Annotated in this window: 22 protein-coding genes; 18 read left to right on the forward strand and 4 right to left on the reverse strand. The window is 65.8% G+C overall.

Translation table 11 applies throughout. The features are described from left to right. Nucleotides 1–4 precede the first annotated feature (4 nt). A complete protein-coding gene (locus tag V5734_RS10475) occupies nt 5–1960 on the reverse strand; it encodes a 4Fe-4S binding protein (protein ID WP_347313445.1) in 1956 nt (651 codons plus the stop codon). 355 nt (nt 1961–2315) lie between these two features. On the opposite strand from V5734_RS10475, the gene V5734_RS10480 reads away from it, so the two are divergent. From V5734_RS10480 to V5734_RS10525, 10 genes are all read left to right on the forward strand, one after another. Continuing rightward, nucleotides 2316–2879 carry a DUF3305 domain-containing protein gene (locus V5734_RS10480; RefSeq protein ID WP_347313446.1) on the forward strand — a complete coding sequence of 188 codons (564 nt, stop codon included), beginning with the start codon at nt 2316–2318 and terminating at the stop codon, nt 2877–2879. Next, the gene (locus V5734_RS10485) at nt 2879–3475 is read left to right on the forward strand and encodes a DUF3306 domain-containing protein (protein ID WP_347313447.1); all 597 of its coding nucleotides are present in this window, start codon (nt 2879–2881) and stop codon (nt 3473–3475) included. The genes V5734_RS10480 and V5734_RS10485 overlap by 1 nt, the downstream gene beginning before the upstream one ends. Continuing rightward, nucleotides 3472–4080 (forward strand): TorD/DmsD family molecular chaperone, encoded by a 609-nt coding sequence (locus tag V5734_RS10490; protein WP_347313448.1) that lies wholly within the window; start codon nt 3472–3474, stop codon nt 4078–4080. Before V5734_RS10485 ends, V5734_RS10490 begins: the two co-directional genes overlap by 4 nt. 53 nt (nt 4081–4133) lie before the next feature. Continuing rightward, nucleotides 4134–4325: a twin-arginine translocation signal domain-containing protein gene (locus V5734_RS10495; RefSeq protein ID WP_347313449.1), complete on the forward strand. Its 192-nt coding sequence runs from the start codon at nt 4134–4136 to the stop codon at nt 4323–4325. 80 nt (nt 4326–4405) lie between these two features. Continuing rightward, entirely contained in the window at nt 4406–7321 is a 2916-nt protein-coding gene (locus V5734_RS10500; protein ID WP_347313450.1) for a formate dehydrogenase subunit alpha, read from the forward strand. Nucleotides 7322–7333: 12 nt separating this feature from the next. Continuing rightward, entirely contained in the window at nt 7334–7930 is a 597-nt protein-coding gene (gene fdh3B, locus V5734_RS10505) for a formate dehydrogenase FDH3 subunit beta (RefSeq protein WP_347313451.1), read from the forward strand. A gap of 81 nt (nt 7931–8011) precedes the next feature. Further along, nucleotides 8012–9226, forward strand: a complete 1215-nt coding sequence (locus V5734_RS10510) for a formate dehydrogenase subunit gamma (protein WP_347313452.1) — start codon at nt 8012–8014, stop codon at nt 9224–9226. 37 nt (nt 9227–9263) lie between these two features. After that, nucleotides 9264–9389, forward strand: a complete 126-nt coding sequence (locus V5734_RS10515) for a hypothetical protein (RefSeq protein ID WP_347313453.1) — start codon at nt 9264–9266, stop codon at nt 9387–9389. 22 nt (nt 9390–9411) lie between these two features. Further along, on the forward strand, nt 9412–10785 hold the full coding sequence (locus tag V5734_RS10520) for a sigma-54-dependent transcriptional regulator (RefSeq protein ID WP_432759682.1): 1374 nt from the start codon (nt 9412–9414) through the stop codon (nt 10783–10785). Further along, nucleotides 10778–12796, forward strand: a complete 2019-nt coding sequence (locus tag V5734_RS10525; protein WP_347313455.1) for a sensor histidine kinase — start codon at nt 10778–10780, stop codon at nt 12794–12796. Before V5734_RS10520 ends, V5734_RS10525 begins: the two co-directional genes overlap by 8 nt. Here the strand turns inward: V5734_RS10525 and V5734_RS10530 are convergent. Then, entirely contained in the window at nt 12784–14403 is a 1620-nt protein-coding gene (locus V5734_RS10530) for an amidohydrolase (protein WP_347313456.1), read from the reverse strand. The genes V5734_RS10525 and V5734_RS10530 overlap by 13 nt on opposite strands. Nucleotides 14404–14568: 165 nt before the next feature. Here V5734_RS10530 and V5734_RS10535 point away from each other — a divergent pair, with 165 nt between their 5' ends. From V5734_RS10535 to V5734_RS10550, 4 genes are read left to right on the forward strand one after another with little or no spacing between them, the layout of a single operon-like run. Next, nucleotides 14569–15690, forward strand: coding sequence for an ABC transporter substrate-binding protein (locus V5734_RS10535; RefSeq protein WP_347313457.1), 1122 nt, complete (start codon nt 14569–14571; stop codon nt 15688–15690). Nucleotides 15691–15697: 7 nt separating this feature from the next. Further along, nucleotides 15698–16657, forward strand: coding sequence for an ABC transporter permease (locus V5734_RS10540; protein WP_347313458.1), 960 nt, complete (start codon nt 15698–15700; stop codon nt 16655–16657). Nucleotides 16658–16659: 2 nt separating this feature from the next. Continuing rightward, nucleotides 16660–17463 (forward strand): ABC transporter permease, encoded by an 804-nt coding sequence (locus V5734_RS10545; protein ID WP_347313459.1) that lies wholly within the window; start codon nt 16660–16662, stop codon nt 17461–17463. After that, nucleotides 17463–18551, forward strand: a complete 1089-nt coding sequence (locus tag V5734_RS10550) for an ABC transporter ATP-binding protein (protein ID WP_347313460.1) — start codon at nt 17463–17465, stop codon at nt 18549–18551. The genes V5734_RS10545 and V5734_RS10550 overlap by 1 nt, the downstream gene beginning before the upstream one ends. 18 nt (nt 18552–18569) lie before the next feature. On the opposite strand, the gene V5734_RS10555 is transcribed toward V5734_RS10550, so the two are convergent. Beyond that, nucleotides 18570–19208 carry a TetR/AcrR family transcriptional regulator gene (locus V5734_RS10555; protein WP_347313461.1) on the reverse strand — a complete coding sequence of 213 codons (639 nt, stop codon included), beginning with the start codon at nt 19206–19208 and terminating at the stop codon, nt 18570–18572. Nucleotides 19209–19347: 139 nt separating this feature from the next. Between V5734_RS10555 and V5734_RS10560 the strand changes: the two genes are divergently transcribed. Beyond that, nucleotides 19348–20742, forward strand: a complete 1395-nt coding sequence (locus V5734_RS10560) for an aminotransferase (protein ID WP_347313462.1) — start codon at nt 19348–19350, stop codon at nt 20740–20742. A gap of 95 nt (nt 20743–20837) precedes the next feature. Here V5734_RS10560 and V5734_RS10565 read toward each other — a convergent pair whose 3' ends face one another. Beyond that, on the reverse strand, nt 20838–21434 hold the full coding sequence (locus V5734_RS10565; protein WP_347313463.1) for a TetR/AcrR family transcriptional regulator: 597 nt from the start codon (nt 21432–21434) through the stop codon (nt 20838–20840). A 142-nt stretch (nt 21435–21576) separates the two neighbouring features. Here V5734_RS10565 and V5734_RS10570 point away from each other — a divergent pair, with 142 nt between their 5' ends. From V5734_RS10570 to V5734_RS10580, 3 genes are read left to right on the forward strand one after another with little or no spacing between them, the layout of a single operon-like run. Further along, nucleotides 21577–23181, forward strand: coding sequence for a phytoene desaturase family protein (locus V5734_RS10570; RefSeq protein ID WP_347313464.1), 1605 nt, complete (start codon nt 21577–21579; stop codon nt 23179–23181). After that, nucleotides 23178–24695, forward strand: coding sequence for a phytoene desaturase family protein (locus tag V5734_RS10575; protein ID WP_347313465.1), 1518 nt, complete (start codon nt 23178–23180; stop codon nt 24693–24695). The genes V5734_RS10570 and V5734_RS10575 overlap by 4 nt, the downstream gene beginning before the upstream one ends. After that, entirely contained in the window at nt 24692–25894 is a 1203-nt protein-coding gene (locus tag V5734_RS10580; RefSeq protein ID WP_347313466.1) for an aminomethyltransferase family protein, read from the forward strand. The genes V5734_RS10575 and V5734_RS10580 overlap by 4 nt, the downstream gene beginning before the upstream one ends. The last annotated feature ends 55 nt before the right edge of the window (nt 25895–25949 follow it).

Raw genomic sequence — 25949 nt, forward strand, 5'->3', positions numbered from 1 at the left:
GGCATCAGTGATCCCGGCGCTTTGAAAGATAGTCGTCAGTGGTGCGCACGCGCGGCCGCTCGCCCGCCGCGAAGGGGTTGGCCTGCCCGTGATACTGCGCCCGGACCCGGCAGTCGTCGCACATCTGGATCAGCCGTCCGCTGTCGCTTTCCGCGAACATCGGGTGTTTGCCGGCGAGCTTCTCCATGATCTTCTCGACCGTGGAGCGGACCCCGAAGAGTTTGCCGCATTCGATGCAGGCGAAAGGCTCCTCCTCGTTCAGGACAGTCTGACCGAGGGCGGCGTCGGAGGGATCGAAGCGCGGGACGAGCGTGATTGCATCTTCGGGACAGACCGTCGCGCAAAGCCCGCATTGCAGGCAGGCATCCTCGCGGAACCTCAGTTGCGGCGTGTCGGGATTGTCGAGAAGCGCCCCGGACGGGCAGAGAGAGGCGCAGGACAGGCAGAGCGTGCAGGCCCCGGTGTCGACGAGAACCGCGCCATAGGGCGCGCCATGTGGCAGGGGGATCGGTTCCCGCGCAGCCCCGAGCAAGGTCCTGGCGGCGAGCCTTGCGACCTGGCGTCGATTGCCGAGCGGCAGGACTGGATCGAACTCGGCGCGTTCAAGGCGATGGCCATATAACGTATCGGACAGCGCCTCGGGATCGCTGACGTCAAGAAGGCGCAGGCGATCACCGCCGCCCATCGCCGCCGCAAGGGCGCGTTCGCTGCGGATCGGGTCCAGTTCCGTGCGCGGTGCGGGCAGGATATCGACGGCAACGAAGCCGAGGGCGAGTGCCGCCAGCATCTCGGCATGGCCGAACCCGGCGAGGGCCGGCACGTCCAGCGGGATGACATCGGCCGGCAGCCCGCGCCCGTATCGGGCGGCGAGGGAAATCATTTCCGCCCCGTGCGGAGTGTCATGGACGAGAAGGCGGGGTGCTGCGCCGCCGGCGGCGCGGTAGGTTTCCGCCAGAACCCGGATGCGGGTCAGCAGATGCGCGACCGGCGGCGCATCGTAGGTGATCGCGCCCGAGGGGCAGAGCGCCGAACAGACTCCGCATCCGGCGCAGACCAGAGGGTCGATGGCGACGTGATCGCCGTCGGGCCGGATCGCGCCGGTCGGGCAGATGTCGAGGCAGCGGGTGCAGCCGGTCTGCCCGGCGCGGGAATGGGCGCAGAGCGTCTCTTCAAAAGCGAGATGGAGCGGCTTTTCGAACGTGCCGACATGCTGGGCGGCCTCGAAGACCGTTGCCGCGACCGCGTTCGGGTCGCCGGGATCGGCGCGGATATAGCCGTCACGCTTGTGCGGGGCCGGGAAAAGCGGCGATGCGCCCGTCAGGTCGAGGATCACGTCGCAGCGCGTCACAGCCCCGTCACGCGCCTCGGTGAAGGCGAAGTCGCCGCGACCGCCGGGCTGCATCTGCCGGAGCGCGTCGATGCGGACCGAGAAGGCGCCGAGCGTGCCGGTCGCGCCGCGCAGGCGTCCGAGCACCACCTCGAAGGCCCGCGAGGCCGGCGGCTCCACCTCCGTGTCGAGCAGGACGGTCACGGCGAGCGCGTCCGCCAGCCGTTCGGCCGCCGCGAGCGCGACGTCCGGCTTGCCAAGGATCAGGCAGGTCCCCTCGCTGATCACGTCGAGTGACTTGACCGGGGCCGGGGGGATGAGCGCCTCGGCCACGAGCGCCGCCATCTTCGGTGCGGTATCGCCGTCCTCCGACCATCCCGCGCGGTCGCGAATGTCGACGATATCGGGGGCCGGCCTGCCGAGATCGGCGGCGAGTTCGGCAAAGCGCGCGGCTTCCTGCGCGCAGGCGATGATCGCATCGCCGTCGGTGATCGCAGCGGCCGCCCGGTCCATCTCCCGGGTGCAAAGTGCAGTGTGAACACGGGAGCAGGCGAGGCCCGTGGCTTTGCCGACGGTGTCCCGGTCGATTATCTGACTGCCGAGACAATCGCATAGAATCAAGTGCTTGGGCATCATCCTCCCCAGATGTGCGGCGCGGTTCTTGTTCTGGCGACCGTTTGCCGAAGGAAGCTAGGCACGAAAGGCCGGCCAGCGGCAAGGCAAATCCTCGGATCGTGAACGATTCGACGGTGTCGGGCGCGGATTTATTCCGACGAAAACAGGCGGGTATGGCCGGCGGGACAATTCGTCCAGACCGTTCAGGCCGGGTCGGCACCAATGTGGACAAAATGTCCCTCCGCCTTGGCGCCGGGACAAATTCGCTTGATTCGCGAAGATTTTTCTTGGTCCGCGCCGGTATTGGGGCAAGGCTTCACCTCAGGCGCCGCCTGACAGAGGCGGGCGCCTCAAGGGGAGGGTCTCTGTCGCGATGGCGCTTATCCGCGCATCCATGCCCATCGGCATCGTCGTCCGCAAGACACCGGGCGTGACCCGCTGGGCCGCCTGGGCCTGGAAGGTGACGGCGCTTTTGCCGGGGGCCGGCCCGGCGGACTGGCGCGAGCTTCGCCGCGAGGGTGAGGCGGTCGAGTATCATGCGGCGACGCTGCCGCTCGACCTCTTCTCCACCGATACCGAGGCCTATCAGGTCACGCTGTCGGCCCGCATCCCCGGCCTCGTCGTCGTTCTGCGCGACGATGATGCAGAAGATGCGGCGATGCCGTGGAAACCGGCGCTCGTCACCGCCTCGGCCTATGAGGGGCAGGATTACATGGACAGCGGCGACGGGCTGATCGAGTTGGTCCCGATGCCGGCCGGCCTGATCGCCTGGGTCGCCGACTTCGTCGCGACGCATTATGTCGAGGAGCCGTTCCTGAAGCGCAGGCGCGACCGCGAGCGGATCGACCTTGTCGAGGACGGGCGCGGCGATGCGCGGATCCGGCAGATGGCCGATGTCTATCGCGCCCCGCGTGGTGCCGTCCGGGGGGATGCGTGATGGTTGATGCGTCGCGCACCAACGATTTCTGGTCCCGCCGCCGCGCCGCCGTGGAAGCGGAGGCCGCGGCGGAAGAGGCGGCGCGCCGTGCCGCCGAGGCGGCAGAGGCGCGGGCGGAGCTGGAGCGGGAACAGGCCGAAAAGACCGACGAGGAACTGCTCGCCGAGCTGGAACTGAGCGATCCCGACACGATGGGGCAGGGCGACGATTTCGCCGCATTCATGCGGCCCTCGGTGCCCGAGCATTTGCGCCGGCGGGCCCTGCGGCGGCTCTGGCGAACGAACCCGGTGCTTGCCAACCTCGACGGCCTCGTCGATCATGGCGAGGACTTGTCGGACGCCGCGACGGTGACGGCGGATCTGAGGACCGCCTATCAGGTCGGGCGCGGGATGCTGCGCCATGTGGCGGCGCTGGCCGGGACGGCCCCGGAACCGGAAAGCGCGGCGCCGGGGGACACCGCGCCGGAGATCGACGCGACTGACGATGGCGCTGCCGAGGCGCTGCCCGCCACCGAAGAGGCGCCGGAGCCCGCACTTGCTCCACGCCGGCACATGCGCTTCAGCTTTGACGAGACCACGGAAGGAACATCCGCGTGAGCGAGACCGCCGAAAAACTGACCATCGCCGAGGAAGACCGGCTTCGTGCCGACCTTTACGACTTCCTCGCGGCCCTGCTGGCGGCGCCTCCCGATCTGCGGCTGTTGCGCAAATGCGCGACCCTGACCGGCGACGACAGCGCGCTTGGCCGTGGCATCGGGACGCTGGCGAAACTGGCGCAGTCCGCGGTGCCGTCCTCGGTCGAGCGGGAGTTCAACGACCTGTTCATCGGTCTCGGCCGGGGCGAGCTTCTGCCCTATGCGAGCTTCTACCTCACGGGTTTCCTCAACGAAAAGCCGCTGGCGCAGCTTCGCCGCGACATGGCCGCGGCGTCGATCGCGCGGGCCGACAACGTGTTCGAACCGGAGGACAATATCGCCAGCCTGATGGAGATGATGGCCGGACTGATCGAGGGCCGCTTCGGCCCGCCCGCGCCGCTCGCCCGGCAGCGGGAGTTCTTCAACCGCCATATCGCGCCCTGGGCCGGCCATTTCTTCGCCGATCTCGAAGGCGCGAAGGGATCGGTATTCTACGCTCCGGTCGGTGCGATCGGGCGCGCCTTCATGGCGATCGAGAAGGAAGCATTCCGCCTTGGCGGCGGATGAACGCAAGCGGGTGCGGGCAGGGCCCGCGCCGCAGGATCGAAGGGAGATGAGAGATGGGCAAGACCGTTGAGACCGAAAAGACCAGTCGCCGCGATTTCCTGAAACTCGCCACCACGGCCGCGCCTGCCGCCGCCGCCGCGACCGCGCTCGGCGCCGCCCCGGCAGCGGCCGACACGGAAGCGAAGGGAAGCGGGCTTCAGGACACCGCCCATATCCGCGCCTATTACGACAGCGCCCGGTTCTGATCGCGCCCGGGCCGCCACCGGCCGCCCGCCGCACGGACCAGACGCACCGGCCCCGCGCCGGACAGCCAAGGGAGAGAAGGATGCTCAGGAAGAAGACGAGCGACGTCGCGAGACAAACGCAGCGCACACCGATCCTGTCCGGCGCCACGGAGGCCCGCGTCGACCGGCGCGCGTTCCTGCGCGGATCGGGGCTGGCCATCGGTGGACTCGCCGCCATCGGCGCAACCGGCGGCACGGTGCGCCGGGCCGAGGCGCAGGAAACGGTCGCGGGCGCGGTCCAGACGGTGAAATCGGTCTGCACCCATTGCTCGGTCGGCTGCACGGTCATCGCCGAGGTCGACAACGGTGTCTGGATCGGACAGGAGCCCGGCTGGGACAGTCCCTTCAACCTTGGTGGCCACTGCGCCAAGGGGGCCGCGGTGCGCGAGCACGCGCATGGCGAGCGGCGCCTGAAATACCCGATGAAGAAGGAAGGCGGCGTCTGGAAGCGGATCAGCTGGGATGACGCGATCAACGAGATCGGCGACAAGATGCTGGCCGTCCGCAACGAAAGCGGGCCGGACAGCGTCTACTGGCTCGGCTCGGCCAAGCATTCGAACGAACAGGCCTATCTCTTCCGCAAGTTCGCGGCCTATTGGGGCACCAACAACGTCGACCACCAGGCGCGGATCTGCCATTCGACCACTGTCGCGGGGGTTGCGAACACATGGGGCTACGGCGCCATGACAAACTCCTACAACGACATCCACAATTCGAGAGCGATCTTCCTGATCGGCAGCAACCCGGCCGAGGCGCATCCCGTCTCGCTCCTCCACCTGCTCAAGGCGAAGGAAGAGAACAACGCGCCCCTCATCGTCTGCGATCCGCGCTTCACCCGCACGGCCGCACATGCCGACGAATATGTCCGCTTCCGTCCAGGGACGGACGTCGCGCTGATCTGGGGTCTTCTCTGGCACATCTTCGAGAACGGCTGGGAGGACAAGGAGTTCATCCGCACCCGTGTCTGGGGGATGGAGCAGATCCGCGAAGAGGTGAAGAAGTGGACGCCCGAGGAAACCGAGCGCGTGACTGGCGTTCCGGGAAGCCAGATGGAGCGCGTGGCGAGGACGATGGCCAACAATCGCCCGGGCACCGTGATCTGGTGCATGGGCGGCACCCAGCACACGAACGGCAACAACAACACGCGCGCCTATTGCATCCTGCAACTCGCGCTCGGCAACATGGGCGTCGCCGGCGGCGGCGCCAACATCTTCCGCGGCCATGACAACGTGCAGGGCGCGACCGATCTCGGCGTCCTCTGTAACGACCTGCCGGGCTATTACGGCCTCGCCCCCGGCGCCTGGGCGCATTGGGCGCGCGTCTGGGACGAGGATCTCGACTGGCTCAAGGGCCAGTTCGCGATGCTGAAGGATGCCGACGGCAACGACGCGAAGGACAATGACGGCAACCCGATCAGCCTGATGAACAGCAACGGTATCCCGGTGTCGCGCTGGATCGACGGGGTTCTGGAAGACAAGGCGAACATCGAACAGAACGACAATGTCAAGGTCATGGTGCTCTGGGGTCACGCGCCGAATTCGCAGACCCGCGGGAGCGAGATGAAGACGGCGATGGAAAAGCTCGACACGCTCGTCGTGGTCGACCCCTATCCGACCGTCTCGGCGGTGCTGCATGACCGCACCGACGGTGTCTACCTTCTGCCCGCCTCGACCCAGTTCGAGACGAGCGGCTCGGTCACGGCGTCCAACCGTTCGCTCCAGTGGCGCGAGCGGGTGGTGGCGCCCGTCTTCGAAAGCCTGCCCGATCACATCATCATCAACAAGTTCGCCGAGAAGTTCGGCTTCGCCGACCGGCTTTTCCGCAATATCGAGGTCAAGGACGGCGAGCCGGTGATCGAGGATATCACCCGCGAGTTCAACCGCGGGATGTGGACCGTCGGCTATACCGGGCAGAGCCCGGAGCGGCTGAAGCTCCACATGGCCAACCAGCACACGTTCGACAAGACGACTTTGCGCGCGGTGGGCGGACCGGCCGACGGCGATTTCTACGGCCTGCCCTGGCCCTGCTGGGGTACGCCAGAGATGAACCATCCGGGCACGGCGAACCTTTACGACATGTCGCTGCCGGTCAGCCAGGGTGGCCTCACCTTCCGCGCCCGCTTCGGCGTGGAACGCGACGGTCAGAACCTGCTGGCCGAGGGCGTCTATTCGGTGGGGTCGGAAATCCAGGACGGCTACCCGGAATTCACCATGCAGATGCTGATGGACCTGGGCTGGGACGGCGATCTGACCGACGACGAGCGCGCGGCGATCGAGGCGGCGGGCGGACCCAAGGCCAACTGGAAGGTGGATCTGTCGGGCGGCATCCAGCGCGTCGCGATCAAGCACGAATGCGCGCCCTTCGGTAACGCCAAGGCCCGCACCGTGGTCTGGACCTTCCCCGATCCGGTTCCCCTGCACAGAGAGCCGCTCTACACCAACCGGCGTGACCTCGTGGCCGATTATCCGACCTACGAAGACCGCCGTCTCTATCGCCTGCCGACGCTCTACGCCTCGATCCAGCAGAAGGATTTCAGCCAGGATTATCCAATGATCCTGACCTCGGGGCGACTGGTCGAATACGAGGGCGGCGGCGAGGAAAGCCGGTCGAACCCATGGCTTGCCGAACTTCAGCAGGACATGTTCGTCGAGATCAACCCCCGTGACGCCAACAACCTCGGGGTCCGCGACCGGGCGCAGGTCTGGGTCGAGGGGCCGGAGGGCGCCAAGGTCAAGGTCATGGCGATGGTGACCGAGCGGGTGGGCGAGGGGGTGGCCTTCATGCCCTTCCACTTCGGCGGCCATTTCGAGGGCAAGGACCTCAGGGACAAGTATCCCGACGGGGCCGACCCCTACGTCCTCGGCGAAAGCAGCAACACCGCGCAGACCTATGGCTACGACTCCGTGACGCTCATGCAGGAGACCAAGGCCACCCTCTGCAAGATCAGCGCAGCATAAGGAGAAACGGATATGGCAAGGGTCAAATTCCTCTGTGACGCCGAACGCTGCATCGAGTGCAACGCCTGCGTGACCGCCTGCAAGAACGAGCACGAGGTGCCTTGGGGCATCAACCGGCGTCGCGTCGTGACCATCAACGACGGCAAGCCCGGCGAACGGACGATCTCGGTCGCGTGCATGCATTGTTCGGACGCGCCCTGCATGGCGGTCTGCCCGGTCGATTGCTTCTACCAGACCGAAGAGGGCATCGTCCTGCACTCCAAGGATCTCTGCATCGGCTGCGGTTATTGCTTCTACGCCTGCCCGTTCGGGGCGCCGCAATATCCGCAGGCCGGCAATTTCGGGTCGCGCGGCAAGATGGACAAATGCACCTTCTGCGCCGGCGGGCCGGAGCCGGACAACTCCGCAGCCGAGTTCCAGAAATACGGCCGCAACCGGATCGCCGAGGGCAAGCTGCCGATCTGCGCCGAGATGTGTTCCACCAAGGCGCTTCTTGCCGGTGACGGCGATGTCGTCTCGGCCATCTACCGCGAGCGCGTGGTGGCACGCGGCTTCGGCTCCGGCGCCTGGGGCTGGGGCACGGCCTACGATCAGAAGGCGGCCAACTGAAGCCGCCGCGATGAAGCCTCATCCCGTGGCGCAGGGCGCCACGGGATGATTTTCCGACGAATAACGAGATCGGGGAAGACGATGATCCTGCGCAGGCTGCTGACCGTTCTGGCCGCGATCACCGTCCTGGCGCTGCCTGCGCCGGGGCAAGAGGCAACAGGAACCACGACACCCGACCCGCGGGCCGCGACGGGCGGCGCCCAGACGCTGGAGGACATCCTCGCCCGCCAGCAGGGGCTGGCGATCAACGACAGCTTCCGCCGTGACGCGATCGGCAACCCGGAGGAGGCGGCACCGACGACCGACCAGCTCGGCACGCTCGGCGGCGTCTCGGACCCCGAGTTGTGGCGGGCCTATCGCTACGGCGAGGCGAACCTGACCTTCTCCACCCGGATGCCGAGTTCGCACATGGTGGTGCAGGACAGCGGCATGCGCTGGCTCGCCTTCCGTGAAGGGCCGCTGCTGCGTTACGGCGGCTATCTGCTTCTCGGCATGATCGGGGTTCTCGTCCTCTTCTATCTGGTGCGGGGCAAGATCCGCATCGAGGGCGAGCATACCGGCAAGACCATCACCCGCTTCAACGCGATCGAGCGCTTCGGCCACTGGCTGATGGCGGGATCGTTCGTCGTGCTGGCGCTGACCGGTCTTTTCATGATCTTCGGGCGCGTGGCGCTGATCCCGGCATTCGGCAAGGATGCCTACGCGTCCATCGCGGCGGCCGGGAAATGGGCGCATAACAACATCGCATGGGCCTTCATGGCCGGCCTCGTTCTGGCCACCGTGGTCTGGATCGCCCACAACATCCCCAACCGGCACGACCTGAAATGGCTGGCCGTCGGCGGCGGGCTTTTCTCGAAGGGCGTGCATCCGCCGGCGCGGAAGTTCAATGCCGGGCAAAAGATCATCTTCTGGGCGGTCGTGGTGCTCGGCATCTCGATCTCGGTCTCCGGCCTGTCGCTGTTGTTCCCGTTCGAACTCCCGCTCTTTGCCAAGACCTTTGCCATCCTCAACGGCACGGGCTTGCCGCAGGCCCTTGGATACGGCGAATTGCCGACAGCGCTGAGCCCCTATCAGGAAATGCAGCTTGCCCAGATCTGGCACGGGATCGTCGCCTTCGTCTTCATGGCGATCATCATCGCCCATATCTATCTTGGCTCGGTCGGAATGGAGGGCGCTTTCGACGCGGTCGGGACGGGCGAGGTTGACGTCCAGTGGGCGAAGGAACACCATGGCCTCTGGTACGAGGAAGTGACCGGCGAGGCGCCGGCGCACCCGGCACCGGAGCCGGCGGAATGACGGGGCGGGACAGCTTGCTGAGGGGAAAGGACGGGCGATGAAAGTCATGGCTCTTGCATTCCTGACCGCGATATTGATTTCGGTGATCGCAGATCTCGGGCTCCATCGCGCGGGCTTTTCGTCCAGCGAGGTGACAAGCGGGCCCGACGTCCGGCTGGATTGATGCGGAAAGGTCGTTGACGGAAATGCTGCAGGGCGGGACCCCGCCGAAACAGGACGCCGAAGCGGCCGCGCCTACCGAGATTGATCGGGTGCTCCGGCACGTCTCGATTCTTGTCGTCGATGACGAGCCGGGGATGCGGAACTTCCTTGTCCGGACGTTCGAGCCGCGCTGCAAGCGGATCGAAGCGGCGGCGAGCGCCGAGGAAGCCTCGCAGGTTCTCGACAAGGCGCATTTCGACCTCGTGCTTCTCGACAACGTGATGCCCGGCCAGTCCGGCCTCGACTGGTTGACCGAACAGCGGCGGGTCGGGCTCTTCGCCGAGGCGATCCTGATGACGGCCTATGCCGATCTCGACACGGCCATCCAGGCCCTGAGGGTCGGGGCGGCGGATTTCGTGCTGAAGCCCTTCCGGTCCAACCAGATCCTCAATGCCGTCAACCGCTGCATGGACCAGCGCTACCTCCGGCGCGAGAATTACCTTCTGAAATACGAACTCAAGGCCGATGCGCTGGCCGCGCGCGGACGTCTCATCGGCAAGTCGCCGCGGATCGAGGCGGTGCGCAAGACGCTCGAACGCGTTGCGCCGCTGCCGACCCCGATCCTGTTCACGGGCGAAAGCGGCACCGGCAAGGAGATTGCCGCGCGGACGCTGCACGCCCTGTCGGACCGGGCCGACAAGCCCTTCGTCCCGATCAACTGCGCCGCGATCTCGCCAGACCGGCTCGCGGTCGAACTGTTCGGAGAAGTGGGCGGCGGCGGCCGCGACGGGCTTTTGATCCATGCAAGCGGCGGAACGCTGTTTCTGGACGAGATCGCCGAATTGCCGCTGCCGATGCAGGCGACGCTTCTGAGGGTGGTCGAGGACAACCGCATCCGTCCCGACGGGTCGGAGCGCGAGGTGCCGCTGAGCCTCCGCTTCGTTTTCGCCAGCAATAACGACCTCGACCGTGCCGTTGCGGAAGGCCGGTTCCGCCGCGACCTCTTCCACCGGATCAATGTGCTGACAGTCGATATGCCGCCGTTGCGCGAACGGGTGGGCGACATCGCGGAACTGGCTGAACTCTTCATCGGCAGCCTCGCCCGCCAGCTCGGCGTGCCACCCCTGACGGTGACGGAAGAAGTGCTTCGCAACCTCGCCCGCTACGACTGGCCGGGCAATGTGCGCGAACTGAGGAACCTCATCGAACGGTCGCTGATCCTTGGCGAATTCCCGACCGAGATCGCGGGCGGGGGCGGTCAGGGCAGGGCCGAGCCTGTCGAAAGCCTTCAGGCGGTCGAACGCCAGCACATCCTCGCCATTCTCGAAGCCTGCCGTGGCAACCGGGCCGAGGCGGCGCGGCGATTGGGCGTGTCGCGGAAGACCATCGACCGGAAATGCGCGCAGTGGAATGTCTGAGCCCAATCCCGTGACCCCGGCGCCGCGTTTCTGGCGCTCGGTCCGGGCGCGGATGCTGGTGATCGCGCTTCTGCCGGCGCTCATCCTGTTGCCGCTGGTTCTCGCCTCGACCGTGAAGAACTGGATCGACCGCTTCGACGAGGTGCTGACCGCCAAGGTCGCGAGCGAACTCACCATCGCCCATCAACATCTCGCCGGGCTCCTGAGCCGCCGTGGCGCCGATATCGAGGCGCTCGGCCAGTCCGCCGCCTTCGTCGCGGTCGGCGACGCTCCGGGCGCACTCGATGCGTTTCTTGAGGAGAGGCGCGCAGCGCTCGGGCTCGACTTCCTCTATTTCCTCGACCAAAACGGCGCGCTCCACACGGCCCCTTCGGGCGGCCGGATACCCGATGCCACGCGCTGGCCGGTTGTCGCCGCAGCGCTCGCCGGACGGGCGCAGGTTGGCATCGACATCTTCGACGCGGCCGCGCTGGAAAACCTCTCGCCCGATCTTGCCCGTCGCGCCCAGCTGCCGCTGGTGGACACGCGCGCCGCCGTGCCGACCGACCGGACCGAGGAAACCCGGGGCATGGTCGTTCATGCCGCCGCGCCGGCGCGGGGTGGCGCGCTGGTGGGGGGGACGCTTCTCAACCGAAACCTCGCCTTTATCGACGAGATCAATACCCTCGTCTATCCCGTGGGGCGGTTGACCGATGGAGAGCAGGGCACCGCCACGATCTTCCTTGACGACGTGCGGATCAGCACCAATGTCCGGCTTTTCGAAGATGTCCGCGCCCTCGGCACCCGTGTGTCGGCGGCGGTTCGGGCGCGGGTCCTGGATGAAGGTCAGGTCTGGCTCGACCGCGCTTTCGTCGTGAACGACTGGTACGTGTCGGCCTACGAACCGATCGTCGACACGTTCGGCACACGTGTCGGCATGCTCTATGTCGGTTTCCTCGAATCCCCCTTCAAGGAGGCCGAACGCCAGACCCTGATCGAGATTGCCGTAACCTTGATGCTCGTTCTCGCGATCTCGGTGCCGATCCTTCTTCGGTGGGCCAAGGGGATCTTCGCGCCTCTGGAACGGATGAACGCCGCGATCGAGAAGGTGGAGAAGGGCGACCTCGGCGCCAGGACGGGGTTGGCGTCGGCCCAGGACGAGATCGGGCGCGTGGCGACCCATCTCGACAACCTTCTCGACCAGTTGCAGGAGCGGGACCGGGCGCTGCGCGATTGGAATGAGGAGCTGGAGGCAAGGGTAAAGGACCGCACCCGGGACCTCGAGGATGCAAACCGCCAGATCGAGGCGACGACACGGCAGCTGATCGTCTCGGAAAAGCTTGCGTCGATCGGCGAGATCACTGCCGGCGTCGCGCATGAAATAAACAATCCCCTCGCGGTGATACAGGGCAATCTTGATGTGGTACGTGAAGACCTTGGCGCGCGCGCCGACCCGCTTCGCACCGAATTCACCCTGATCCAGGAGCAGATACAGGCGATCCACATTCTCGTCTCGAAGCTCCTGCATTTCGCTCGGCCGGAGGAATATGCGGATTCCGGCTCCGGCAACGACCCCGACGCAGTGATCCGCGATACGATGCCGCTGGTGCAGCACCTCCTGTCGAAGGCCCGGGTCGAGGTGGAACTGGATCTTGACGCCGGCGTCGTCGTCGCGATGAACCATACCGAGTTGCAGCAGGTCCTGATCAACCTCATGGTCAACGCGGTTCAGGCGATGCCGGAGGGTGGCCGGCTGACTGTCCGCACCCGGCGGCAGGAGGCGACGGAGCGGCCGATGGTGTGCATCGCGGTCAGCGATACCGGAACCGGCATGGCGCCCGACGTGCTCGGGCGGATCTTCGACCCGTTCTTCACCACGAAGCGGAGCGAGGGCACCGGGCTTGGGCTGTCGATCAGCCGCAACCTCGTGACCCGGGGCGGCGGCACGATCACCGCCGACAGCGCGCCGGGCCACGGAACGCGGTTCGAGATCCTGCTGCCCGCCGTCGCGACCGGCGGTCAGGCGCTGTAGACCTCCCGCCCGGCAAGAAGCGTCAGAAGGACCTTGGTGTCGCCGATCTCGTAGACGCTGCAATCATAGATGTCGCGGTCGAGCATGATGAGATCGGCCCATTTCCCCAAGGACAGCGACCCGGTCTCGGCCTGGCGCCATCCGGCGGTCGCGGCGTTGATCGTGTAGCTTTCGATGCACTCGCAAAGCGTCAGCCGCTCTTCCGGCAGGAAGATAGGATGGTTGCCTTCCTTCTTCGGCGGCTGGCGGGTGATCGCCGTCTCGATGATTTCGAACGGGTTGAGGGTAGAGACGGTCCAGTCGCTGGACAGCGCAAGGAGCGCGCCGGCGTCGCGGAGCGACCGGAAGGCATACATCCAGCGGCCGCGCGCCGCGCCGACCATCGGCAGGGCGACGTCCGTGACCGACGGTTCGTGGCGGGCCCAGAGGGGCTGGATGTTGGCGACGACGCCAAGTTCGGCAAAGCGCGGGATGTCAGCGGGATCAATGCACTGGACATGCGCGATCTGGTGCCACGAGGGCCAGGGGGCGTTCTCGGCCCGCGCCGCCGCCATTCCATCAAGCGCCGCGCGCACGGCCAGGTCGCCAATGGCGTGAACATGGATCTGGAAGCGCGCCGCGTCAAAAGCGACGAACATGTCGTTGATCTGGTTCGGAGAAAACATCAGGGGGGCATTTCCCCCCTGCGCGTCGGAATAGGGTTCGATCATCGCCGCGGTGCGGTTCTCGATCACGCCGTCGAGGAAGAACTTCGCCGAATGTATGCGGAACATCGGCGTCTGGCTGTCGCGGCGCATCGCTTCGACCCGCGCTAGCGCGGCTTCGGTCGTCTCGGACGAATCGACCCGTGCCGTCGCGAGAACCCGCACCGTCAGCGCGTCCTCCGCCGCGAGGCGGCGGTAAACGCGGGCGTGCTGTTCGTGGACCGAGGCATCGAGCACGCCGGTGATCCCGTGGGCGTTGGCATGCGCCTGGGCATAACGGACCCCGGCGGCGAAGTCGTCGTCGGTCGGCTTCGGCTTGCGGTCGTCGACCCAGTTCGTCGCGCGTTCGTAGAGAAGGCCGGTGGGCGTGCCGTTCGTGTCGCGGACGAAGTGGCCGTTCTCGGGATCGGGCGTGCCAGCGGCCAGGCCGACGCGGGCGATCGCGGCGGAGTTGATGCAGCCGTTATGGCCGTCCGATGCCATGACCATGCAGGGCCGGTCCGGCACTGCGGCGTCGAGCACATGGCGGTCGAGGTTCTGTTCGCCGAAGATGCCGGAATAGTAGAAGCCGCCGTAGACCCATTCGCGCTCATGACTCGCCGCGAAATCACGCAGCATGGCCTGCAACTCCTCCACCGTGCGCGCGGCGGAAAGATCGGCGCTTTCTGCATAGTGCTGCCCGCCATCCTGCACATGCAGATGGGTATCGTGAAGCCCGGGCAGGATCAGCCGGCCGGCCGCGTCGATCACCCTGGTGCCGGACCCGGCCAGCGCCTTGATGTCGGATGTGGACCCGAGCGCCGCGACGCGGCCGCCCCTGATGGCCAAAGCCTCGACATGCGGGAAATGCGGATCCATCGTGCGGATGTCGCCGTTGATGACGATGGTCTCTGGCGAGGTCATGCGGGCCACTCCTGCGCTGGATGGGCCGACTGTCCTCCTCCGGCAGGATTCAGGCAAGGGGGGGAATGCAGTGTCCTGTTGTAGGATTGTATAATTTCTCTTTGCGGTTCGGAAAACAGTGTTAATCTCGACCAATAAATTGCCAGTCCCGGGGAGAAATGGAATATGCAACGCATTAAGTTCCTTGACAAAATGATCGATGGCAAGCTGTCGCGGCGGCAGATGATGCAAGCCGCGGGGGCCTTTGGCGTGGGCACGCTCGTCCTGCCTCGCCCGTCGGTTGCCGCCGAAATCCTGACCTGCCTCGAGTGGGGCGGCTACGATTCGCCGGACTATTTCCAGGCTTATGTGGACAAATACGGCGCCCAGCCGAACTTCTCGATCTTCGCGGGTGAGGAGGATGCGCTGGCGAAGGTGCTGGCGGGCTTCGCCGCCGATGTCATGCACCCGTGCAACTATTCCGTCGCCCGCTTCGTCAATGCCGGCGTCGCGGCCGAGATCGACACCTCGCGGCTCACGCACTGGAACGATGTCTTCCCCGCGCTCCAGACCGCCGAGGGCGTGGTCTGGGAGGGCAAGACCGTGATGGCGCCGGCAGACTGGGGCAACTCCTCACTCGCCTTCCGGCCCGACCTTCTGCCTCCGGACTTCGCCGAGAACCCGACCTGGGGCATTTTCTACGACGAGGAATACAAGGGCCGCGTGGCGATGACCGACAACGAGATGGCGATCATCATCGGCGCGATGGTCGGCGGGATGCCTTATGACGAGGCCTACAAGCTCGAAGGTGCCGCGCTCGAGGCGGCGGCGAAGGAATGGGGCACCAAGGCCGTCAACACCTCCAAGTTCCTCTGGACCGACTCCTCGGAAGTGCAGCAGGCGATGGCCTCGGGCGAGATCGTCGCAGCCTATGCCTGGAACGACCTCGTCGCCAACCTGCGCAACGAAGGCGTGCCGGTCGTCTTCGCCAAGCCGAAGGAAGGCATGTTCACCTGGTTCTGCGGGCTGACACTCCTCAACACCGGCAAGGCGGACGAACAGGCGGCCTATGACTTCATCGACGCCTGGCTCAGCCCCGAAACCGGCAAGGCGCTGATCGAGGGGTCGGGCTATGGCCACGCCAACATGAAGTCGTTCGAGATCGCCGATCCCGAAGCGATCGCCAATATGGGCATTACCGATCCGGTGGCGATGATGGCCGACACGATCGTCTTCAAGACCCCGACCGATGCGGTGCAGGAAGGCTTCAACAAGGTCTGGGGCGACACGAAGGCACTCAAGTACTGATCCGATCGTGTCTGCAACCATCGAACCCGATACGGCGTCGCGGCCCCGCGACGCCGAACGGATGCGCCGCTGGCTGAGGGGCTACGGCCTTCTGTCACCCGCGCTCGCCGTGATTGTCGCGATGCTGGCGCTGCCGGTGGCAGCGCTGGTGCTTTTGAGCTTCTGGACCCAGAACGGGTTCGAGCTTGACCGGACGCCAACCCTGGAGAACTACGCCCAGCTTGTCCGCCTGACCGATGAGCCGACGGTGTGGTTCGGCATTCCATTCTACTTTTCCTATCCGGTTCCGGCGATCCTGATGATCAAGTCGGTGGTCATGTCACTGAGCGCGACCATTGCCGTGATCGCCCTGGCCTATCCGATGGCCTATTTCCTCGCGTTCCGGGTGCACAAGCACAAGGCGCTCTGGATCATCCTCATCACCATTCCGTTCTGGACGAGCTACCTTCTCAGGGTCTTTGCCTGGAAGATCGTGCTCGGCTTCAATGGTGCTATCAACTCCGGTTTGAAAGCGCTTGGAATCATTGACCAACCCCTGGAGTTCCTGCTCTACAATCCCGGTGCCGTGGTGATCACGCTCGCCCATTCCTGGGTGGCTTTCGCGATCCTGCCGATCTTCGTCTCGCTCGAAAAGATCGACCGTTCGCTGCTGGAGGCGGCCTCGGATCTCGGCGACAGCAAGCTGAAGCGGTTCCTGCGGATCACGCTGCCGCTCTCCGCCCCCGGCACGGTAGCGGCCGCACTTCTGGTCTTCATTCCGACCGTGGGCGACTACGTGACCCCGACGCTGGTCGGCGGGCCCGGCGGCACGATGATCGGCAACCTCGTGCAGGAGCTTTTCCTCCGTCAGAACAACGCCCCCCTGGGGGCGGCGGTAGCGATCACGATGATGCTGATCATCGCATTGATCGTCGCGATCTTTCTCTGGGCGATCGGCTATCGCCGCATTCGCGCGCGGAGGGCATGACGATGCTGAAAAAGATCGACGGAATATGGGTTTATGCGGTCTTCTTCGTGATATTCCTCTACGGCCCCGTGCTTCTGATGCCGGTATTCGCGCTGAACGACGGGACCTTCGCGACCTTCCCCCTCAAGGGGTTCACGCTGAAGAATTTCTCGGCGATGGCCGCGAACACCTCGATGATCCTCGCGTTCCAGAACAGCCTCAAGATCGCGGTCGCGGTCGCGGTGCTCTCGACCGTGCTCGCGATGCCCGCCTCGCTCGCGCTCACCCGGTTCCGGCTGCCGGGCGGCGGACCGATCCAGAGCTTCATGATGTTGCCGCTGGTCATCCCGTCCATCGTCATCGCCGTGGCGCTGCTGGTGATCATCCTGAAGATCTTCGGCATCCAGCTTTCGCTCTGGACCGTCGCGGCGGGCCATGTCCTGATCTGCCTGCCATTCTGCATGTCGGTTCTCATGTCGCGGCTCGAAGGCTTCGATCCGAACCTCGAGGAGGCGTCGCGCGACCTCGGCTGCAACGCTTGGCAGACCTTCTGGCGTACGACCTTTCCACTGGCGCTGCCGGGGGTAATCTCGAGCCTTCTGATGGGCTTCATCATCTCCTTCGACGAGTTCGTCATCGCCTTCTTCCTGACCGGGACAGAGAACACTTTGCCGGTCTACCTCTTCAGCCAGCTCAGGTTCCCCAACAAGCTGCCGGGCGTGCTGGCGCTCGGCTCCCTGATCCTCGTCGGCTCGGCCGTCCTCGTCATCGCGGCCGAGATCATTCGCAAGCGCGGCGCGCCGTCGAACAATCCCGGAGACTACTGATGCATACCGAGACCCCGATCATCGAGCTTCGGGACATCGTCAAGCGGTTCGGAACATTGACCGTGCTGCGCGACATCAACTTCGACATCGGGCGAGGAGAGTTCTTTTCGCTTCTCGGCGCGTCGGGCTGCGGCAAGACCACGCTTCTGCGAATGCTGGCAGGGATCGAGCAGCCCTCGGGCGGCACGCTCCTCATCGACGGGCAGTCGATGGCGGGCGTGCCCGCCAACCGGCGGCCCACCAACATGGTGTTCCAGAGCTACGCGATCTTCCCGCATCTCAATGTCGAGGAGAATATCGGCTACGGGTTGCGCAACATGGCGATTTCCAAGGACGAGGCGCGGGCGCGGGTGGCCGAGGCGATCGGACTCGTGAAGCTCCACGGGCTGGCGACGCGCAATGCCCACCAGTTGTCGGGCGGGCAGCGGCAGCGGGTGGCGCTGGCGCGGGCGCTTGTCTGCAGGCCGAAGGTTCTGCTTCTGGATGAGCCCTTGTCGGCGCTCGACAAGAAGCTTCGCGAGGAGATGCAGCTTGAACTTCGCGCCCTGCAAAGGACCGTCGGCATTACCTTCGTCTTCGTCACCCACGATCAGGAAGAGGCGCTGACCCTTTCCGACCGAATCGCCATCATGGCGGAGGGGCGGGTTCTTCAGATCGACAGCCCGCGCGGGCTTTATGAACGGCCCTCGAACCGCCGGGTGGCGGAATTCGTCGGCACGATGAACCTCATCCCGGGTCGGATCGCCTCGGCCAATGGCGGTACGGCCGCGATCGACGCAGGGCCCCTCGGCCAGTTCGACGCGCCGTCGGTCGGGAACTTCGAGCGTGGCAAGGATGCCTTTCTGGCGCTCCGTCCGGAAAAGCTGGTCCTGTCGGGGGCGGGCGCCGGTTCAGACGCGCGGCTGAAGGGCAGGGTGGCCGAAGCCGCCTATCTCGGCGACCGTATCCATTATCAGGTCGCGGTCGAGGGGCTGGACCGGCCGCTCGCCGTCTCGGTGAACAACCTTTCGGACAGTACCGGCTTCGGTCTTGGCGCCGGGGTCGGCGTGACCTGGGCGGGGGAGGCGGGGCTGATCCTCGGCCCTTGAGGGCAGGCGTTTCGGGCGTCAGTCCCCGGTGAAATGGCGCGGAAAGAACGCCCGCGCCATGTGCATTACCACGGCCTGCGCCTCGTCCCGGCTGAAGCGCTCGGAATAGAGGTGGAAATCGTTCCAGAGCCCTTCGAGGAGCGCCATGAACGCCAGCGCCGCGAGACGCGGATCGACGTCGGGATAGGGGCCGGTCGTGCAAAGCTCCGCGCAGATCTCGATGAACGCCGCCTGGAGCCGGGCGTCGCGCGAGTCGATGAAGGGCATGTAGTCGGGCGAGGACTGCGCCTCGCTCCGGAAGGCGAGCCAGACCGCCATCATCCGGCGATTGAGCACGGCCGTGTCGAAATCCGCCGCGACAATGGCGCGAAGGCGATCCTCGGGGCGGGGACCTGCCGCATCCATCGCACGCTGCCAATGGGCGACGTATTCATCGGAGAAATGCCGCACGACCTCCAGCAGGAGCTTGTTCTTGCTTTGGAAATGGAGGTTGATCATGCCGCGCGACAGCCCCGCGCGTTCGAGGATCCGGCTGACCGAGAGGTTCGCCAGCCCGTGCTCGAGAATAGCGTCGGCCGTCGCCTCGATCAGCACCATCCGGTGACGCTCCTTTGCCGCTTCGCGGCTCCCGCGCGGCGCGGCTGATCCCTCTGCCATCTTGGCCATTCCTCCGTCGGACCTGCCGCAAAGGAGTCGCGTATGTGACCGGGAAAAACAAGGGTTTTGACTTTGAATGAACGTTTGTTCATTATGGTGGCGTCAGGGAATCGCCTCCCCGACAGACAAGAGGTGCGAGATGACCAAGCTGATCAACGATTTCGACCGGGTCCGGGACTGGGACAACGCCCATTTCCTTCATCCGTGGGAGGCGATGGAGGATCATGGCCGGAACGAGCGGACCTTCGTTGAGGCAGCGTCGGGCATCCATGTCCGGGACGAAACGGGCCGCAATCTCATCGACGGGCCGGGCGGCATGTGGTGCGTCCAGATCGGCTACGGTCGCGAGGAGATGGGGCGCGCGATCGCCGAGCAGGCGGTGAACATGGCCTATTACTCGCCTTACTCGATGGGTCATTCCGCCGCGGCGGAACTGGCCGCGAAGATTGCCGAGCGGACGCCGGGTGACCTCAACAAGGTCTTCTTCACCACCGGCGGATCGACGGCCGTCGATACCGCAATCCGGTTCCTGCATTTCCGCAACAACGTGCTGGGCAAGCGCGAGAAGAAGATCGTGATCTCGCGCCAGAAGGCCTATCACGGCTCCTCCTACCTCTCGGCTTCGGTCAGCGGCAAGGAACGCGACAGGAACTGGTTCGATTTCGCGAGCGATCTCGTGCACTTCCTGCCGGATGTTAATCCTTACCGTCGCCCCGAGGGGATGACCGTCGAGGCCTTCCTGGATGCGAAGGTCGAGGATCTTGAAAGCGCCATCCTGACGCTCGGCCCTAACCGTGTGGCCGCGTTCATCGCCGAACCGATCCTCGCCTCCGGCGGCGTGATCGTGCCCCCGGCGGGCTACCACAAGCGGTGCTTCGACATCTGCCGCAAATACGACGTCCTTTACATCTCCGACGAGGTCGTGACCGGCTTCGGCCGGCTTGGCCACTGGTTCGCCTCGAAGGATGTTTACGGCATTACCCCGGACATCATCACCTGCGCCAAGGGCATGACGTCGGGCTATGTGCCGATGGGGGCCTGCATCATCTCCGACCGGCTGGTCGACGAGATTTCCGGCGCCTCCGCCAAGGGCGCGATCTTTTCCAATGGCTACACCTATTCCGGCCATCCGGTCGCCGCGGCGGCGGGTCTGAAGAACATGGAGATCATCGAACGCGAGGGCATTCTGGAGCATGTCCGCGCCGTCACGCCGCATTTCCAGGAACGGATGCGGGCGCTCGCCGACCTGCCGATCGTCGGCGATGTGCGCGGAGAGGGGTTGATGGGTTGCGTCGAATGTGTCGCCGACCGGGTGAGCCGCAATCCCTTGGCGCTCGACAAGGAGGTCGGCACGCGGATCGACGCGCATTGTCAGGAACTGGGGCTGATCGTGCGGCCGCTGATCAACATGTGCGTCTTCTCGCCGCCCTTGATCATCACCGCGGACGAGATCGACCGGATGTTCGACATCCTCGCCGAAGGGATCCGCCGGGCAAGCGATGACCTCGCGCGCGAAGGGCTTTGGGCGGCGTGACGTCTGGTTTCGCCGCGCTGGCGCGCGGCGACCGGCCGGGGAGGCGCTGCCTCCCCGGACCCCTCCGGAGTATTTGGACAAGGAGAAGACGGGGGTCAGATCCGCGCCGCGTGATCGGGCAGGAGGAGCCGGAGGTGGCCGAGCGCCTTGTCGAACGCGTCGGCGCGGCTGACGGTGCGGCCATAAATATGCATCTGGAGCCAGAGCCCGTCGGTCATCGCGTCGATGGAGTTGGCCAGCAGCACCGGATCCGGGCCCCCGTTCAGCGCCTCGCAGGCGCCGACCATCGCGGCGTAGCGGATCTGCTCTGCCTCTTCGCAGATGCGGTTGTAAAGCGGCTCGGCCCCTGCCTCGCCCCAGAAGGCGAACCATAGGGCGAGCTTCTTGCGCGTGCAGACCGAGGCGCCGAAATCGGCGCGGACGAGGCCGAGGATCCGGTCGAGCGGGTCGGGGGCGGCGAGGGCGGGTTCCCAGGCCTTGCGGTATTCGTCCGAAAGCCTGCGGAGGGTTTCGGTCAGGAGGCCCTCCTTCGTCTTGAAGTGGAAGATGAGGACGCCCTGCGAGACCCCGGCCGCCGCCGCGACATTGGCGAGCGTCGTGCCGGAGATCCCGTGCGTCGCCACGGTCTCCACCACCGCGTCGATGATGCGGGCCTGGGTGCGTTGGCTGGTGGGCGATATCTTTGCGGTCATTGGGAGCGGTCCGGGGCAGTTGGTGCGATCTTAGAGACCATGTCGGCAAAGTCAATTTATTGACCATTCGCTCAGAAATAATTTTGACTGGACGCTCAGAAAATGCTAGTCGGAGGGAAAGCGCAGGAACGCAGGAGGGGGGATGACCTACGACGCCATCATCGTCGGAGCCGGGCATAACGGGCTGACGACCGCCTGTTTCCTGGCGCGGGCCGGGCTGAAGGCCCTCGTGATCGAGAAGAACGACTATGTCGGCGGCGCCGCGGTCAGTCGCGAGCTGACGCCGGGTTGGACCTATTCCAACTGTTCCTATGTCTGCTCGCTTTTGCGCCCTGAGATCATCCGGGCGCTGGAACTGCCGAAATTCGGGCTGCAGGTCATTCCTTACGAAAGTGGCGCCACGTTCAATTCGAAGGGGGAGTATTTCAACTATTCCTCGGACCATGATGCGCTTCGGCGCGAGCTTGTCCGCCACAATCCGCGCGATGCCGACGGGTATGAGCGCTATTCCCGCGCGGTGATGAAGCAGTGCAGGTTCATCAAGCCGCTTCTCCTGCGCACCGCCCCCGACCCCGCCTCGTTCCGCCCGCGCGACCTGTCGGAGCTTCTCTATATCGGCAAGCGCTTCCACGATCTCGGCGAGCGCGACATGGCCGAGACGGTGCGGTTCTGGACCATGTCGATCGCGGAGTTCCTCGACGAATATCTTGAGACCGACATCGTCAAGGCGCATCTCGCCGGATCGGGGATCATTGGCACCGGGCTCGGCCCGTATTCCCCGGGCACGGCCTATGTGCTCCTGCACCACTACATGGGCGAGGTTGACGGCGCGATCGGCGCCTGGGGCTTCGCGCGGGGCGGGATGGGGGCGATCACGCGGGCGATGGCCGACAGTTTCCACGCGTCTGGCGGCGAGATCCGGGCGGGATCCGGCCTTGACCGGTTCCTCGTATCGAACGGCCGGGTGACCGGGGTCGTGCTGGAGAACGGCGACGAGTTCCATGCGAAGACCGTGGTTTCGGGAATGGACGTGCGGCGGACCTTCGTCGACCACACCGATGCGGCCGACCTGCCCGAGGACTTCCTCAAGGGCGTGAAGCGCTACCGATTCCGGGGGTCGTCGGGCAAGCTGAATATCGCGCTCGACGGGATGCCCTCGTTCCATGCCGCCCCGAAGGGCGCGCGCTTCCTGCGGGGCGATCTCCACTTCCTCGACGACATGGAGGAGATCGAGCGCGCCTATGACGACTGGAAGGAAGGTCGTTGGTCATCAAGCCCTTACGTGGATTTTCTTATCCCGACCCAGATCGACCCGACGATGGCGCCGCCGGGCAAGCACTATGCGACGATCTTCGTGCAATACGCGCCCTATGAGTTGGCCGATGGCGCCTGGGACGATGCCAAGCGGGAAGCCTTCGCCAAAACGGTGATCGACAAGATTTCGCGTCACAGCCCGGATTTCGAAAGCCTCATCGTCCACAAGGAGGTGCGCAGCCCCGCCGATATCGAACGCGAGGTCGGCCTGACCGAGGGCAACATCTTCCAGGGCGAACTGACCTTCGACCAGCTTCTCTTCAACCGGCCGGTGCCGGGCTATGCGCAGTACCGCTCGCCCATCGGGGGGCTTTACATGTGTGGTTCCTCGACCCATCCGGGCGGTGGCGTCATGGGGGCGCCGGGGGCCAATGCGGCGCGCGAGGTGTTGAGAGACCTTGGCAAGCGCATCGACATGGGGGCGGCGGCATGAGCGTCGATGCGATCGTCATCGGCGCGGGCCACAATGGCCTCGTTGCGGCCGCACGGCTGGGGCAGGCGGGCCGGAAGGTGCTGGTGCTGGAGGCGCAGGACCGTCCCGGCGGGCTTCTCGGCGCGTCGGGCGGGATGCGCATCGCGCCGATGCCGACCGGCCTGCATCCCGACATCGCCCGGACCCTCGCGCTGCACCGCCACGGGCTGAGCTACGACAAGCCGATGACAACCATTGTCCTCGGGAGCGGTGCGCCGGTGCGGATCGACGGCGGCAACGCCGCTGGCGTCGATGCCGCGATGGCGGCGGATTACGCCCGGCTGCATCGGCGGCTGGTCAAACAGGCCGGCGCGCTTGGGCAGATGCTCCTGAAGGTGCCGCCGCGTCTCAGCGATGGCGGGGTCGCCGATCTGATCAGCCTCGGGCGGATGGGGTTGTCGGTGCGGATGCTCGGCAAGGCCGACATGCGCGACCTTCTGCGGATCCTTTTGTCGAATGCCTGGGATCTTCTGAACGACGAGATCGGCGACGGTCCGCTGGCGGCGGCGCTGGCCATGGATGCGACGCTGGGCGGCGCGATGGGGCCGCGGTCGCCGGGAACGGTTCTGGCGCTTCTTTACCGCATGGCGGGTCAGGGGGCCGGCGCTGCCGGGCAGCGGGCGATCCCCCTGGGCGGGCCGGAGGCGTTAGTGCAGGCGCTGGTGAAGGCGGTGGAGGAGTCGGGCGGCCAGATCCGCGCTGGCGCACCCGTCGAGCGCATTCTCGTCGGCGACGATGACCGGGTTGCCGGTGTGCGCCTCGCGGGCGGGGAGGAGTTTCGCGCGCCGCTCGTTCTCTCGAACGCGCATCCGCGCCGGACGCTGGTCGATCTTCTCGGCGTGGCCGAGATCGACTCCGAAGACGCCCGCCGGGCCCGGCTGATGGCGACCGAGGGCATGGTCGCGCGGCTCGATCTCGCGCTCTCGTCCATGCCGGAGGTGGAAGGGCTGGGCGCGGGCGATCTTGGCCAGCGGCTGGTGATCGCCCCGGACATGCGGGCGATCGAAACCGCCTTCAACGCGGCCAAGTACCGTGCGCTTCCCGCCCGGCCGATCCTGGAATGCACCATCGTGCCCGGCGACAATCCCAGCCTGTCGGTCAGTGCCCAGTTCGTTCCCCGCACCCTGAAAAGCGGCTGGATCGATGCCGACCGCGCGCAGTTGGCGGCCTCCGTCCTTGGCGTTCTCGATGACGCGCTCCCCGGTATCGCGAAGCGCGTCACCGATACCGCGATCGCCACCCCCGCCGATATCGAGGCGCGCTTCGGCCTGCCGGGCGGACACTGGCATCACGGGGAGTTCCGCGTCGACCAGATGCTGATGCTGCGCCCCTTCGGCGGCGCCGCGCAATACCGGATGCCGGTCGCGGGCCTCTATCTTTGTGGCGCGGGCGCCCATCCGGGCGGCGACATCTCCGGCGCGCCGGGCTGGAACGCGGCCGGTCGGGCTTTGAAGGACGGGAGGGCCGCGACATGACGGCGATGAGGAAAGCCCATCCGCCGGTGCCGATGGGATTGCAGCCCACGCCCTTTCACGACCGGGTCGCGGCCGCGAACCACCAGCGTGGCTGGATGAACTGGATGGGGTTCGCCTCCGCGTCCGTCCTCGATTCGGTGGAGTTCGAGTATTTCGCCATCCGCAATCAGGCGACGGTCTTCGACATCTCGCCGATGATGAAATACCGAATTTCGGGACCCGATGCGGAAGCGGTGGTCAACCGCCTCGTCACCCGCGACATCAGCAAGCTTAAGCCCGGCCGCGTGGCCTATGTCATATGGTGCGATCAGGACGGCAATGTCGTCGATGACGGCACGGTGTTCCGGTTCTCCGAGACGGACTTCCGCCTCTGCTGTCAGGAACCGCAACTCGCCTGGCTCGACGACATCGCCTGGGGGTTCGACGTCACGGTGGAGGATGTGAGCCACCGGATTTCCGGTCTCGCCTTGCAGGGTCCGACCTCCTGCGCGGTTCTGAAGGATATGGGCCTGACCGGTGTCGAGACGATGAAGCCGTTCGATATCAGGGAGTTCAAGGTCAAAGCTAAGGCTCTCACCATCTCCCGCACCGGCTTTACCGGCGACCTTGGCTATGAACTCTGGATGGCGCCGGAGGACGCGCTGCTGATCTGGGATCACATGATGGAGGCGGGACATCTGCGCGGGATCCGGGTCATCGGCTACGAGGCGGTGGAGATGGCGCGAATCGAGGCGAGGTTTCTTCTGCCGCGCGTCGATTTCGTCTCTTCCCAGACCCACCTGCGCCCCGGACGCGCGCGCAATCCCTATGAGCTTGGCCTCGACTGGCTGGTCGCGCTCGACAAGCCGCATTTCAACGGCCGCCGCGCATTGCTGCGCCTTGCGGAGGAGAAACCGAAACGCAAGCTCGTCGCGATGGAGATCGACCGCGACAAGCCCGCGCATCATGCGCTCGTCTATCACCGCCAGAAGAAGGAGGTCGGCTTCGTCACCTCCGCCCTCTGGTCGCCGACGGTGAAGCGCAATATCGCCTATGCGTGGCTCGACGCGTCCTATTACGAGGCGGGGAGTGACCTCTGGGTCGAGATCTATCTGCAACGGGAATTGGTCTGGCAGCGCCGCATGGCCCGCGCTCGGATCGTGGAACGGCCGTTCTTCCGCAACCCCCGCCGCACCGCGACGCCGCCGGCGGATTTCTGACGGTTCGCCGCGACGACTGTTCCGAGGCGTCCGCCATCGCCGCAGATGTCGCTAT

The organism is Defluviimonas sp. SAOS-178_SWC (assembly GCF_039830135.1).
Taxonomy (GTDB): Bacteria; Pseudomonadota; Alphaproteobacteria; order Rhodobacterales; family Rhodobacteraceae; genus Albidovulum.